Genomic DNA, 14,040 nt, shown 5'->3' on the forward strand with positions numbered 1-14,040 from the left:
CACAGTCCACAGCCACGGGAGCACCGCCGATGCGCACACCACACGTCACCCGTTCCGTCCGGCCCGCGCGGGTCCTGGCCGGGACGCTGCTCGCCGCCTCCCTCGCGCTCGCCGGGTGCGGCGGCGCCGGCGACACGGACGGCGGCTCGGCGAAGTCCGCCGCGGACGCCGCGGTGCGGCCGACGGGTGCCGGCGGCGGCCGGGCGGACGGCGCGAAGGCCGTCCGGGGCGCGCCCCGGCTCGCCCCGGACGCGATCATCCGCACCGCGTCCCTCACCGTCGAGGTCAAGGACGTGTCCAAGGCCCTGGCGGCGGCCCGTACGGCCGCCGGCGAGGCGGGCGGTTACGTGGGCACGGAGAGCACCAGCCGGGACCGCCACGGCCACGAGCACACCCGGGTCGTGCTGCGTGTGCCCACCGGGAAGTACGACGAGGTCCTCGCCGGCCTCCAGGGCACGGGCCGGGTGGTCCACCGCACCGCCAGGGCCGTCGACGTCACCGACCAGGTCGTGGACGTGGACAGCCGGATCACCTCGCAGCGGGCCAGTGTGACCCGGATCCGCGCGCTGATGGACAAGGCGGACAAGCTGAGCGATGTCGTCACGCTGGAGGGTGAGCTGAGTAGCCGTCAGGCAGATCTGGAGGCCCTGCTCGCCCGGCAGGCGTCCCTCGAGGACCGTACGAGCCTGGCCACCATCACCCTGTCGTTGTCGCGGACACCGGTGCGGGAGGCGCCCGGCGACGGCTCGCCGGGCTTCGCCGACGCGCTGGCGGGCGGCTGGCACGCGTTCGTGACCGTGCTGCGCTGGATCGCCCTCGCGCTCGGCGCCGTCCTGCCGTTCGCGGCGCTCGCCGCGCTGCTCGCGCTGGTGTGGCTGCGCGTCGTACGCCCCCGGCTGCCGCGCCGTGCGGGGCCCGCGCCGGTGACGGCCACGCCCGGCCCGCTGCCGTCGGCCCGCCCGGTCGGGCCCGGGGAGGCCGGGCGGAAGTGAAGTGCCCGTGCCCCGTAGCGTGTTCCTCATGAGCATGGACCAGGGGCGCGGCGAAGGCGGCAGGGAACGGCTGGTCGTGATCGGGGGCGACGCGGCGGGCATGTCCGCGGCGTCGCAGGCGCGGCGGCTGCGGGGTCCGGACGAGCTGGACATCGTGGCCTTCGAACGCGGCCACTTCACCTCGTACTCGGCGTGCGGCATCCCGTACTGGGTGGGCGGTGAGGTCCCCGAGCGTGATCAGCTCGTCGCCCGTACGCCCGGGGAGCACCGGGAGCGGGGGATCGACCTGCGGCTGCGTACGGAGGTCACGGAGATCGACGTGGCCGGACAGCGGGTACGCGCGCGTGACGTCGATTCCGGAGCCGAGTCCTGGACGCCGTACGACAAGCTGGTCATCGCCACCGGAGCCCGCCCGGTCCGCCCGGACCTGCCCGGCGCCGACGCCCCCGGTGTGCACGGCGTGCAGACCCTGGACGACGGCCAGGCCCTGCTGGACACGCTGGCACGCACGCACGGCCGCAAGGCAGTGGTCGTGGGCGCCGGCTACATCGGCGTGGAGATGGCGGAGGCGCTGATCAACCGGGGCTTCGAGGTGACGGTCGTCAACCGCGGCAAGGAGCCCATGTCGACGCTCGACCCGGACATGGGCCGCCTGGTGCACCGGGCCATGGAGGGCCTCGGCATCACCATGGTCAACGACGCCGAGGTCACCAAGCTCCTCACCGCGGAGGACGGCCGGGTCCGCGCGGTGGTCACGGAGGACGCCGAGTACCCCGCGGACCTGGTGGTCCTGGGCATCGGCGTCCGCCCGGAGACCGCCCTCGCCCGGTCCGCCGGTCTTCCCGTCGGCGCGCACGGCGGTCTGCTCACCGACCTCGCGATGCGGGTGCGCGGCCACGGCAACATCTGGGCGGGCGGCGACTGCGTGGAGGTGCTGAACCTGGTGTCGGGGCAGGAGCAGTACGTCCCGCTCGGCACGCACGCCAACAAGCACGGCCAGGTCATCGGCACCAACGCCGGCGGCGGCTACGCCACCTTCCCCGGTGTCGTCGGCACGGCGGTCAGCAAGGTGTGCGACCTGGAGATCGCCCGTACCGGGCTGCGCGAGAAGGACGCGCGCCGGGTGGGCCTGCGGTTCGAGACGGTCACCGTCGAGTCGACCAGCCGCGCCGGTTACTACCCCGGCGCCGCCCTCATGACGGTGAAGATGATCGCGGAACACCGTACGGGCCGGCTGCTCGGCGTGCAGATCGTCGGCCGGGAGGGCGCCGCCAAGCGGGTCGACATCGCGGCGGTCGCGCTGACCGCGCGGATGACGGTGGAGCAGATGACGGCCCTGGACCTGGGCTACGCCCCGCCGTTCTCACCGGTGTGGGACCCCGTGCTGGTGGCGGCGAGGAAGGCGACGGCGAAGGTGAGGGCAGCGGCTTAGGCCGTCCCGGGCAGCGGCTCAGCCCGTCCCGCTGATGCGGGGCAGGGAGGTGACGGCCGCACCGGGTGTCATGGCCGTGGGCTGCTCGCCGGCGGGCTTGGCGTGGGTCGCCGGCGGCCGGGTGGACCGCAGCCGGTAGCTCACCGCCTCGTCCAGGGTGACCGGCCGCTGCATCTGCGAGGCGAGCCGCCCGGCCTCCTGGCCGAGCCGCGCGACGTCCTCCCAGGGAATCCGTAGCACCAAGGACAGCTCGGCCTCGCCGTCGGGCAGCGCATGCATCGCCGGTACCTGCGGAGCGTTCGCACTCATCGCCTGATCCTCACGTCGGTTGTGAGGGGATACGCACGCACGCCCGGCGGTGTTCACCGGTTCACCGGCCGCATGGCGGGCACTGTTCCTGTGTGGTCATACCCGTCCATGACGTGAATCCCGTGCGCGGTACCCCCTGGGTGACGTATGCGCTGATCGCCGCCAACGTGCTGGTGTTCCTCACCACGCCCGGCATCGCCGGTGCCGTGGCGGGCGGCAGTGATCCGGTGCAGCTGTGTCATCTCCAGGCCTTCATGGATCACTACGCGGCCGTCCCCCGGGAGCTGATCCACCATCAGATGCCCCGGCTCGTGCCGACCGGAAGCGTCGGTGTGGGCGCGCACGGCCCGGGCTGCGTCGTGGCGCCGCCCGCTTACGACAAGTCCCCGGCGCTGTCGGTCTTCACCGCGATGTTCGTGCACGGCGGCTGGCTGCACCTGCTCGGCAACATGCTCTTCCTGCTGATCTTCGGCAACAACGTCGAGGACCGGATGGGCCACATCCGTTACTTCCTCTTCTACGTCGTCTGCGGCTACGCGGCCGGCTACGGCTTCGCCCTGCTCAACGCCGGCTCCACCGACCCGCTGATCGGGGCGTCGGGCGCGATCGCCGGCGTCCTCGGCGCCTATCTGGTGCTGTACCCGAAGGCCAGGGTGTGGGTGCTGGTGCCGTTCCTGGTCTTCCTGCCGCTGCGGCTGCCCGCCTGGCTGGTGCTGGGCTTCTGGTTCGCGCTCCAGGCGGTGTACTCCTCCGGGCACGGCGTGTCCGGCGCCGGCACGGTGGCGTACGCGGCGCACGTGGTCGGCTTCGTGGCGGGCATGCTGCTCGCCTGGCCGCTCAAGCCCGGTACGCCGCCCCCGCCGGAGCCGCCCGGCCTGCTGTTCGGCAGGCGGGCCCGGCCCCACTACTCCTGGTGAGTCAGCGCGCGGTCGCGGTGTGCACGTACTCGACGAGCCGGGTGAGCGCGTCCGGGTCGGCGTTCGGCGGGACGCCGTGGCCGAGGTTGAAGACGTGCCCCTCCAGGCCGGCGGCGGCGTCGAGCACCTCGCGGGCCTTGGCGGCGACGGTGTCCTTGTCGGTGAACAGGACCGTCGGGTCGAGATTGCCCTGGAGGGCCTTGCCGGGGCCGACCCGGCGCGCGGCCTCGTCCAGCGGGACGCGCCAGTCGACGCCGACGACGTCCGCGCCGGCCTCGCCCATGAGCCGCAGCAGCTCGCCGGTGCCGACGCCGAAGTGGATGCGCGGGACGCCGTACCCGGCGACGGCGTCGAAGACCTTCGCGGAGGCCGGCATGACCGACGTCCGGTAGTCCGCGGGGGCCAGGGCGCCGGCCCAGGAGTCGAAGAGCTGGACGGCACTGGCGCCGGCCTCGATCTGGACCTTGAGGAAGGCGGCCGTGATGTCGGCGAGGCGGTCGAGCAGGTCGGCCCAGAGTCCGGGGTCGCCGTACATCATCGCCTTGGCGTTCTCGTACGTGCGGGACGGGCCGCCCTCGACCAGGTAGCTCGCGAGCGTGAACGGCGCGCCCGCGAAGCCGATCAGCGGGGTGCCGCCCAGTTCGCCGGTGAGCTGCCCGATGGCCTCGGTGACGTACGGGACGTCCTCGGGGGTGAGGTCGCGCAGCCGGGCCAGGTCCGCGCGGGTGCGGACGGGCTGCTCGACGACCGGGCCGACGCCGGGCTTGATGTCCAGGTCGATGCCGATGGCCTTCAGCGGGACGACGATGTCGCTGAAGTAGATCGCCGCGTCGACGTCGTGCCGGCGCACCGGCTGGAGGGTGATCTCGGTGACCAGTTCGGGCCGCATGCAGGACTCCAGCATGGGCACACCCTCGCGCACCTTGCGGTACTCGGGCAGGGAGCGGCCGGCCTGGCGCATGAACCACACGGGGGTGTGCGGCACGGGCTCGCGCCTGCACGCCCGCAGGAAGGCGCTGTCGTACGTCGCTGCGGGCTGCCGGCCCGTGAGGATGTCGTTGGCGGTCACGGGGCAAGTCTCGCATGACATCGGTGACCGGCGGCGCGGGGTGTCTTGCCCCGCACCGGGCCCCGCTTCCCCTTACTCTTCCCCGCATGGCTGCGGCTCAGGGACGACTGTCGGACGGCGCTGACGGAATGGACGACGCGGAGGACACCGCGCAGGAGCGGGCGGGCAGCGGGCTGCCCGCGGCGTTCCGGTCCGCGGTCGACGCGCTGCGCACCGCGCGGGTACGGCCGCAGGTCGAGGTGGAGCCGACGCCCGCCCCGCAGCGGCTCGCCCCGCACGCGTACGCGCTGGAGGCCGTGGTGGCCGACGGCGAGCAGGAGCTGGCCGACGGACGGCTGGTGCTGCTGCACGATCCGGCCGGGCACGAGGCCTGGCAGGGCACCTTCCGTCTGGTGACGCTGGTGCGGGCGGAGCTGGAGCCGGAGATGGCGGCCGATCCGCTGCTGCCCGAGGTGTGCTGGTCGTGGCTGACGGGGGCGCTCCAGGCGCGCGGGCTCGGGTACGGCGAGCCGAGCGGCACGATCACGCGGGCCGGCTCGCACTACTTCGGCGGGCTGGCCGAACGGCCGGCCGCCTCGCAGATCGAGATCCGGGCGTCGTGGACGCCCCGCGAGGGTCTCGGCGGGGTGCCGGACACCGCCGCCCACCTGGCGGCCTGGTGCGATCTGCTGGCGCAGGTCGCGGGCCTGCCGCCGGCCGGCCCGGGCGACGCGTCGGTGGTGACGCTGCCGCAGCGCCGGGGGCCGCAGTCCCGGTGACCTGACGCCGCCGTACGGACCGCATCACCCTTGTGGGCGTCCGATTGACCATCTCTTTGTCGATACGGCCACTTTCTGTACTCGAATCGCACTCGCTCGAACCGACTCGATCTTCGGATGATCGATCGCGTGTCCGAATTGCACGGATTGTTACTCACTAGATCGTGATCATTCTCTAAAGGCGGACAGGTTTGCTGCCGAAGACGACTGTGACCTTGAAAGCACGGTTCGTCCCCGGCTTCCTCCCCACAAGCCGGCCCCGTCCCCCCCACCCAGGAGGCCTGGTGTCCGTTCTCCTCGAGCAACCCGCAAGCCTGGTCGCCTACCGCCCGAACAAGCCGACCGCCATGGTGGTCGTGGCCGACCCCCGCGTCCGCTCCACCGTCACCCGCCACCTGTGGGCCCTCGGTGTGCGCGACGTCATCGAAGCCTCGTCCATCGCGGAGGCTCGTCCCCGCATCGGCAACCCCCGCGACATCTGCGTCGCCGACGTCCACCTCCCCGACGGCTCCGGCCTCACCCTGCTGTCCGAGACCCGCGCCGCGGGCTGGCCCAACGGACTGGCGCTCTCCGCCGCCGACGACATCGGTGCCGTCCGCAACGCGCTGGCGGGCGGCGTCAAGGGCTACGTCGTCACCGGCACCCGCACCAACATCGGACTCCCCTCCCGGCCCGGCGCCACCCCCCTCGGTGCCGCCGCCCGGATGCACCGCCGCCCCCCGGGTGCCCCGAGCCACCCGGGCGGCTACCGGGAGCTGTCCGGACGCGAGGTCGAGGTGCTGAGACTGGTCGCGGAGGGCCAGTCGAACAAGGCGATCGGCGTCTCCATGGGCCTGTCCGCCCTCACCGTCAAGAGCCACCTCGCCCGCATCGCCCGCAAGCTGGGCACCGGCGACCGGGCCGGCATGGTGGCCGTGGCCCTGCGCACCGGGATCATCCACTGACCCTCCGGATACCCCCTCCGGAGCAATCACCGTTCACCCTGGCGAACCCCGTGCCGCCCCAGGGTGACTGGTTTACGCCCCTTCAGCGTCCGTCGGCGGAACGTTCCGTCGACGGGCGCCGTCCACACACGGATACCCTTGACAGGTGACCGACGCCCAAGACACCGCAGCAGACGGCTCCCTGCGCATCACCGGAGTCACGCCTCCGGACGACGCCGGATCTTCTGTGACGGAGGCGCCGACCCCACTGCTCGAACCCCGCGAGGGCATTCCGCCCGTGATCACCGACGAGGCCGCCCTCGCCGAGGTGACCGCCGCCTTCGCCGCCGGCTCCGGGCCGGTCGCCGTGGACGCCGAGCGCGCCTCCGGCTACCGCTACGGACAGCGCGCCTACCTGGTGCAGCTGCGCCGCGAGGGCGCCGGCAGCGCGCTGATCGACCCCGTCGCCTGTCCGGACCTGTCCGGCCTCGGCGAGGCCCTGTCCGGCGTCGAGTGGGTGCTGCACGCGGCCACCCAGGACCTGCCCTGCCTGCGCGAGATAGGCATGGTGCCGACCCGCCTGTTCGACACCGAGCTGGCCGGCCGGCTCGCCGGGTTCCCCCGGGTCGGCCTCGGCGCGATGGTCGAGGGCGTCCTCGGGTACGTCCTGGAGAAGGGCCACTCCGCCGTCGACTGGTCGACCCGGCCGCTGCCCGAGCCCTGGCTGCGGTACGCCGCGCTGGACGTGGAGCTGCTCGTCGACCTGCGCGACGCCCTGGAGAAGGAACTGGACCGGCAGGGCAAGCTGGACTGGGCGCACCAGGAGTTCGACGCCATCGCCGCCGCGCCGCCGGCCGAGCCCCGCAAGGACCCCTGGCGCCGCACGTCCGGCATGCACAAGGTGCGCCGGCGCCGGCAGCTGGCCGTCGTACGGGAGCTGTGGGAGACCCGGGACCGGATCGCGCAGCGGCGCGATGTGTCACCGGGCAAGGTGCTGAGCGACGCGGCCATCGTCGAGGCGGCGCTCGCCGTGCCGGCCAACGTCCACGCGCTCGCCGCGCTGAACGGGTTCGGGCACCGGACGGGCCGCCGGCAGCTGGAGCAGTGGCAGGCGGCCGTGGACCGGGCCAAGGCCCTGCCGGAGAGCGCGCTGCCGCAGCCGGGCCAGCCGGTGACCGGCCCGCCGCCGCCCCGGGCGTGGGCCGACAAGGACCCGGTCGCCGCGGCCCGGCTGTCCGCGGCGCGGGCGGCGGTGTCCGCGCTGGCCGAGCGGGTCACGATGCCGCAGGAGAACGTGATCTCCCCGGACACCGTGCGGCGGATCTGCTGGGAGCCGCCGCAGACCGTGGACGCCACGTCGGTGGCGACCGCGCTGGCCGGATACGGCGCCCGCCCGTGGCAGGTCGAGCTGGTGACACCGGCACTGGTGGACGCCCTGTCACCCCAGAACACGTAGGACCCCCGCCCGCCGGAACCGGGGGTGCCGCCGCCCGCCCGGTCCCCGGCGGAACCGGGGGTGCCGCCCGCCCGCCCGGTCCCCGGCGGATATCCGCCGGAGCGCGCGGGGGCCGGGGCCGCCCACACGTCCACGGCCGAGGGGCTGCCCGCCGGAAGGCGCGGGGGTCGGGGCCCGCCCGCACGTCCGCGGCCCAAGGGGCTGTCCGCCGGGTCGCGAGCCCGCCCGCACGTCCACGGCTCAGGGGCCGCCCTCCCAACGCGCGGGGGGCCGGGGGCCCGCCCGCACGTCCGCGGCCCAGACGCCGCTCGCCGGAAGGCACGGGGGGCGCGGGTCCTGCACGCAGGCGCGGCCCAGAGGACGTCCACCGGAACGCGCGGGGGCAGCTGGGGGCCGCCCGCACGTCCGCGGCCCAAGGGGCTGCCCCCGGATCCACCGCGCCCGTCCGCAGCTCACGGGCCGTCCTCCGGAACTCGCGGGGGGCCAGGGGCCGCACGCCCGTCCGCGGCTCAGAGGCCCTTCCCCGGAAGGCGCGGGGGTCGCGAGGCCCGCCCGCACGTCCGCGGCCCAAGGGCCTGTCCTCAGAAACTCGCGGGGGCCGGGGTCCGCCCGCACATCCACGGCCCAGAGACCGTGCGCCGTAAGGCGCGGGGGGCGCGGGTCCCGCACGCAGGCGCGCCCCAGAGGACGTCTACCGGAACGCGCGGGGGCAGCTGGGGGCCGCCCGCACGTCCGCGGCCCAAGGGGCTGTCCCCCGGATCGGCCCCGCCGCGAGCCCCGCACGCACATCCGCAGCTCACGGGCCGTCCTCCGGAACGCGCGGGGGGCCAGGGGCCGCACGCCCGTCCGCGGCTCAGAGGCCCTCCCCCGGAAGGCGCGGGGGTCGCGAGGCCCGCCCGAACGTCCGCGGCCCAAGGGCCTGTCCTCAGAAACTCGCGGGGGCCGGGGCCCGCCCGCACGTCCACGGCCCAGAGACCGTCCGCCGTAAGGCGCGGGGGCCGCGGGTTTCGCACGCAGGTCCGCGATCCGGACGCCGTACGCCGGAACGCGCTGGACCGCACGGGTCCCCCACGCACATCTGCGGCCCAGAGGACGTCCACCGAACGCGCAGGGACCGGCGGCCGCCCGCACGTCCACGGCCCAAGGGGCTGTCCGCCAGATCCGCCGTGCCGCGAGCCGACGCTCGCACGTCCGGGGCTCAGGGGCCGCGCGGAGGCCAGTCGTGCACGCCCTTCCGCCGCCCAGGAGCCGTCCTCCGGAACGCGCCAGGACTGCACCCGCACGTCCGCGGCCCAGAGGGGTCCTCCCGTCTCGCCGAGTCGCGGGCCCCGCACGTCCGCGGCGGCGGCCTCGGTCACCGCCGCGGCGTCTGTCGTGCCGCGGTGGGCGTCGGGTGGTCCCGGTCGCGCGGCTGCCCGTGCTCCTCCGCGGGCCCCGGCGCGTCGCCGCCCGTGCTCCTCCGAAGGAGCACGGGCGGCGAGAAGCCCGGGTGAACGTCGAGATCGCGCCAAGATCCTGGGACGCGTGGCGGCGGCCGGGACGGTCGGCGGGTGTGACGTTCACCGCTTGGACCGGCAGGACTGTGCAGCTACGTTACTCATAAGTAGCATGGGTTCTGAGCGCGCGCTCAGCGCATCGCAGCAGTGCCATCCCGCACCCTGGAGGAGAGCCAATCGTGCCTCGTACCGTCAGGGATGTCGTCTTCGTCGACGGCGTCCGCACCCCGTTCGGCAAGGCGGGCCCGAAGGGCATCTACCACGAGACCCGGGCCGACGACCTCGTCGTGAAGGCGATCCGGGAGCTGCTGCGCCGCAACCCCGGTCTGGACCCGAAGAAGATCGACGAGGTCGCCATCGCCGCGACCACGCAGATCGGTGACCAGGGCCTGACCCTCGGCCGCACCGCCGGCATCCTCGCGGGCCTGCCGCAGTCCGTCCCCGGTTACTCGATCGACCGCATGTGCGCCGGCGCCCTGACCGCCGTGACCACCACCGCCGGTTCGATCGCCTTCGGTGCCTACGACGCCGTCATCGCCGGTGGCGTCGAGCACATGGGCCGCCACCCGATGGGCGAGGGCGTGGACCCGAACCCGCGGTTCGTCTCCGAGAAGCTGGTCGACGAGTCGGCCCTGTTCATGGGCATGACCGCGGAGAACCTGCACGACCGCTACCCGCACATCACCAAGCTGCGCACCGACGAGTACGCGGTGCGCTCGCAGGAGAAGGCCGCCAAGGCGTACGCCAACGGCAAGATCCAGCAGGACCTGGTGCCGATCTCGGTGCGCCGGACCAGCCCCGAGGGCGGCGAGACGGGCTGGGGCCTGGTCACCGCCGACGAGCCGATGCGCCCGGGCACCACGCTGGAGAACCTGGCGGGCCTGAAGACGCCGTTCCGTGTGCACGGCCGGGTCACCGCCGGTAACGCGGCCGGTCTGAACGACGGCGCCACCGCGTCGATCATCGCGAGCGAGGACTTCGCCCGCGAGAACAACCTCCCGGTGAAGATGCGCCTCGTCTCGTACGCCTTCGCGGGCGTCGAGCCGGAGGTCATGGGCTACGGCCCGATCCCGGCCACGGAGAAGGCCCTCGCCAAGGCGGGCCTGTCCATCTCCGACATCGGCCTGTTCGAGATCAACGAGGCCTTCGCCATCCAGGTCCTGGCCTTCCTCGACCACTACGGCATCGCGGACGACGACGAGCGCGTCAACCAGTACGGCGGCGCCATCGCCTACGGCCACCCGCTGGCCTCCTCCGGCGTCCGTCTGATGACGCAGCTGGCCCGCCAGTTCGAGGAGCAGCCGCACGTCCGCTACGGCCTGACCACCATGTGCGTCGGCTTCGGCATGGGCGCGACGGTCGTCTGGGAGAACCCGCACTTCGAGGGGGACAAGTGAGCACCACCACCGAGCTTCTGAAGCAGGCTTCGGAGCTGTTTCCCGACGAGGTCGTCACCAGCGCGCACGTGCGCCACTTCGACCTGCCGTTCGGCGCCGGCCGCTTCGCGCTGATCACGCTGGACAACGGCCTGGACCACACCAAGCCGACCACCTTCGGCCCCGCCTCGCTCGCGAACCTGGACACCGCGATCGACCAGGTGGAGAAGGAGGCCGCCGACGGCGAGATCGTCGGCGCCGGCATCACCGGCAAGCCGTTCATCTTCGCGGTCGGCGCCGACCTCAAGGGCGTCGAGCTGCTGAAGGAGCACGAGCACGCGCTCGCCATCGGCAAGGGCGGCCACGAGGTCTTCAAGCGCCTGTCGAAGCTGGCCGTCCCGACGTTCGCCTACTACAACGGCGCGGCGATGGGCGGCGGTGTCGAGGTCGGCCTGCACTGCACCTACCGCACCGTCTCCAAGGCGATCCCGGCGTTCTCCCTGCCCGAGGTCTTCCTCGGCCTGGTCCCCGGCTGGGGCGGCTGCACGCTGCTGCCCAACCTGATCGGCGCCGACAAGGCCGTCTCGGTCGTCATCGAGAACTCGCTCAACCAGAACAAGCAGCTCAAGGGCGCGCAGGTCTTCGAACTGGGCATCGCCGACGCCCTGTTCGAGGGCGCCGACTTCCTGGAGCAGTCGCTGCTGTGGACCGCCCAGGTCCTCAAGGGCGATGTCACGGTCGAGCGCCCGGCGATCGACCGCGGCGAGGCCTGGGACCAGGCGGTCGCGCGCGGCCGGTTCATCGCCGACTCCAAGGTGCACGGCGCGGCCCCGGCCGCCTACCGCGCCCTGGACATCATCGCCGCCGCCAAGAACGGCGACCTCCAGCAGGGTTACGACGCCGAGGACCAGGCCCTCGCCGACCTGATCATGGGCGGTGAACTCCGCTCGGGCATCTACGCGTTCAACCTCGTGCAGAAGCGCGGCAAGCGTCCCGCCGGCGCCCCGGACAAGAGCCTGGCGCGCCCGGTCACCAAGGTCGGTGTCGTCGGCGCCGGTCTGATGGCCTCCCAGCTCGCCCTGCTGTTCCTGCGCCGCCTGGAGGTGCCGGTCGTCCTGACCGACATCGACCAGGAGCGCGTCGACAAGGGTGTGGGCTACGTCCACGCCGAGATCGACAAGCTGCTCGGCAAGGGCCGCGTCAACCAGGACAAGGCCAACCGCCTCAAGGCCCTGGTCACCGGTGTGCTGGACAAGGCCGAGGGCTTCGCGGACGCGGACTTCGTCATCGAGGCCGTGTTCGAGGAGATCGGGGTCAAGCAGCAGGTGTTCGCGGAGGTCGAGGCGGTCGCCCCGGCGCACGCGATCCTCGCCACCAACACCTCGTCCCTGTCGGTGACGGAGATGGCGTCGAAGCTCAAGAACCCCGAGCGGGTCGTCGGCTTCCACTTCTTCAACCCGGTCGCGGTCCTGCCGCTGCTGGAGATCGTCCGCGGCGAGCAGACGGACGACGCCTCGCTGGCGACCGCCTTCGCGGTGGCCAAGAAGCTGAAGAAGACGGCGGTTCTGGTCAAGGACGCCCCGGCGTTCGTCGTGAACCGCATCCTGACCCGCTTCATGGGCGAGATCCAGAACGTCATCGACGAGGGCACCCCGGTCGAGGTCGCCGAGAAGGCCGTCGAGCCGCTCGGTCTGCCGATGTCCCCGCTGGTGCTGCTGGAGCTGGTCGGTCCCGCGATCGGCCTGCACGTCTCGCAGACCCTCAACCGGGCCTTCCCGGACCGCTTCACCGTCTCCCCGAACCTGAAGGCGGTCGTCGAGGCCGGCAAGCGCGGCTTCTACGTCTACGACAGCGGCAAGCCGGAGCTGGACCCCGAGGTCGCCGCGCTGCTGAAGCAGGGCGACACCGTCCTCACCGAGGAGCAGGTGCGGGCCCGGGTGCTGGACGCGGTGGCGCAGGAGATCGGGCTCATGCTCGACGAGGGCGTCGTCGCCGAGGCCCAGGACATCGACCTGTGCCTGATCACGGGCGCCGGCTGGCCCTTCCACCTGGGCGGCGTCACGCCGTACCTGGACCGTGAGGGTGTCTCGGAGCGCGTGAACGGCAAGAAGTTCCTGGCGCCGGGCGTGGCGAGCGTGCCCGCGTAACGCCTGTTCCGGTCGGACACCGGGTGCCCGCGCTCCTCCGAGAGTGCGGGCATCCGGCGTTTCCCCGGCCGTTGCCCGCCGGTCGGGATCACGCCTCCTGCCACGCCTCCAGCGCGAGCCCCGGCTCGTCCTTGCGCCGGGTCAGCAGGAGCCGCCCGGTCGACGGGGACCACGTCGCCGCCACCACCCGGTCCTCCTCGTCCGTGGCGAGGCACACCAGCGCGTCCAGGGGCAACTGCGGGCCCGACTCGGTCCACCAGGCGCCCGCCGGCTCCACCTCGGTCGGATACGCGGCGAAGGCGACGCGTCCGCTCGCCGACCGCTGGGCCAGCAGGGTGCAGTCGTAGCCGTCCAGCGCGCAGCGGACCGCCGCGACCGGGCCGGGGCCCGCCGCCGGCAGGAGGGTGGCCGGCTCGTCGCCGGGACGCCAGGCGCACAGGTCGCCGGAGGTGTCGGTGTAGAAGACGGTCGTCCGCTCGGGTGAGGTGGCGAGGGCGCGCAGGGTACCCGGGCGGACCAGGGTCTTGAGGGTCTCCCGGAGCACGGGCTGGGCGCCCGGCTCCTCCTGGCGCCAGTGCAGCAGACCCTGCGGCACCGCCGCGTACAGCTCGACCCTGCCGGACTCCCCCGTGACCGCGGCCAGTCCGTCGGTCACCTCGTCGCCCTTCAGGTCCCGCCAGGGTTCCCAGCCGCCCTTCTCCTTCTGTGCGAGCAGGCTCACCCCGCCGTCGCCGTCGGGCACGAAGAGATGGGCGCGGCCCTGGGCGTCGACGGCGGCCGCGGGGGTGCCGGTCCGGCCGCCCTTCTTGTGCGGGTGGCCGACCGGGTTCCAGTCCAGGGCGGCCAGGTGCGGGCGGAAGTGCGTGGAGTGCACGAGCCCGGACTCGCCCTTGCCGGTGGGCCGCCAGGAGACCAGGTGGGCGTAGCCGTCGGCGCCCTGGCCGACCGCGAGGACGGGGTGCAGCCGCTGGTCGCCGCCCACCCGGCGCGGGGCGGACCAGGGGCCGCCGGGGCCGCGCTCCGCCCGGCACAGGACGGCGTCGCCCGACAGCTGGTAGACACTGAGCCGGCCGTCTCGGCCGCGGAGGAGCCAGTCGCCGTTCACCGGTTCACTTTATGCCGCTCGGCAGCGGCCCCGGGGCCCGGCCCCCGCCCGCCGCCGTGG

Annotated in this window: 11 protein-coding genes; 8 read left to right on the forward strand and 3 right to left on the reverse strand. The window is 73.6% G+C overall.

The features are described 5' to 3' along the window. The first annotated feature begins 29 nt into the window (after positions 1-29). Together ABZ117_RS03745 and ABZ117_RS03750 are read left to right on the forward strand one after the other, a co-directional pair. Entirely contained in the window at positions 30-992 is a 963-nt protein-coding gene (locus ABZ117_RS03745; RefSeq protein WP_356817044.1) for a DUF4349 domain-containing protein, read from the forward strand. A 28-nt stretch (positions 993-1,020) separates the two neighbouring features. Beyond that, positions 1,021-2,424, forward strand: a complete 1,404-nt coding sequence (locus ABZ117_RS03750) for an FAD-dependent oxidoreductase (protein WP_356817046.1) — start codon at positions 1,021-1,023, stop codon at positions 2,422-2,424. An 18-nt stretch (positions 2,425-2,442) separates the two neighbouring features. On the opposite strand, the gene ABZ117_RS03755 is transcribed toward ABZ117_RS03750, so the two are convergent. Further along, positions 2,443-2,703, reverse strand: a complete 261-nt coding sequence (locus ABZ117_RS03755; RefSeq protein WP_356817397.1) for a hypothetical protein — start codon at positions 2,701-2,703, stop codon at positions 2,443-2,445. A 122-nt stretch (positions 2,704-2,825) separates the two neighbouring features. Here ABZ117_RS03755 and ABZ117_RS03760 point away from each other — a divergent pair, with 122 nt between their 5' ends. Continuing rightward, on the forward strand, positions 2,826-3,650 hold the full coding sequence (locus ABZ117_RS03760; RefSeq protein WP_356817048.1) for a rhomboid family intramembrane serine protease: 825 nt from the start codon (positions 2,826-2,828) through the stop codon (positions 3,648-3,650). Between the two features lies 1 nt (position 3,651). Here the strand turns inward: ABZ117_RS03760 and hemE are convergent, their stop codons facing one another. Beyond that, a complete protein-coding gene (gene hemE, locus ABZ117_RS03765; protein ID WP_356817050.1) occupies positions 3,652-4,719 on the reverse strand; it encodes a uroporphyrinogen decarboxylase in 1,068 nt (355 codons plus the stop codon). An 86-nt stretch (positions 4,720-4,805) separates the two neighbouring features. Here hemE and ABZ117_RS03770 point away from each other — a divergent pair, with 86 nt between their 5' ends. The 5 genes from ABZ117_RS03770 to ABZ117_RS03790 all read left to right on the forward strand — a co-directional run bounded on the left by ABZ117_RS03770 (position 4,806) and on the right by ABZ117_RS03790 (position 12,875). Further along, entirely contained in the window at positions 4,806-5,477 is a 672-nt protein-coding gene (locus ABZ117_RS03770; protein WP_356817052.1) for a DUF3000 domain-containing protein, read from the forward strand. Between the two features lie 284 nt (positions 5,478-5,761). Continuing rightward, positions 5,762-6,421, forward strand: coding sequence for a response regulator transcription factor (locus tag ABZ117_RS03775; RefSeq protein ID WP_121786344.1), 660 nt, complete (start codon positions 5,762-5,764; stop codon positions 6,419-6,421). Positions 6,422-6,566: 145 nt separating this feature from the next. Further along, complete coding sequence (locus ABZ117_RS03780) at positions 6,567-7,856, forward strand: ribonuclease D (RefSeq protein WP_356817054.1); 1,290 nt, start codon at positions 6,567-6,569, stop codon at positions 7,854-7,856. A 1,675-nt stretch (positions 7,857-9,531) separates the two neighbouring features. Further along, positions 9,532-10,749 (forward strand): acetyl-CoA C-acyltransferase, encoded by a 1,218-nt coding sequence (locus ABZ117_RS03785; RefSeq protein WP_356817055.1) that lies wholly within the window; start codon positions 9,532-9,534, stop codon positions 10,747-10,749. Continuing rightward, on the forward strand, positions 10,746-12,875 hold the full coding sequence (locus ABZ117_RS03790; RefSeq protein WP_356817056.1) for a 3-hydroxyacyl-CoA dehydrogenase NAD-binding domain-containing protein: 2,130 nt from the start codon (positions 10,746-10,748) through the stop codon (positions 12,873-12,875). The genes ABZ117_RS03785 and ABZ117_RS03790 overlap by 4 nt, the downstream gene beginning before the upstream one ends. 88 nt (positions 12,876-12,963) lie before the next feature. On the opposite strand, the gene ABZ117_RS03795 is transcribed toward ABZ117_RS03790, so the two are convergent. Beyond that, positions 12,964-13,980, reverse strand: a complete 1,017-nt coding sequence (locus tag ABZ117_RS03795) for a hypothetical protein (RefSeq protein ID WP_356817057.1) — start codon at positions 13,978-13,980, stop codon at positions 12,964-12,966. Positions 13,981-14,040 lie beyond the last annotated feature (60 nt).

The organism is Streptomyces sp. NPDC006309, from assembly GCF_040613095.1.
Taxonomy (GTDB): Bacteria; Actinomycetota; Actinomycetes; order Streptomycetales; family Streptomycetaceae; genus Streptomyces.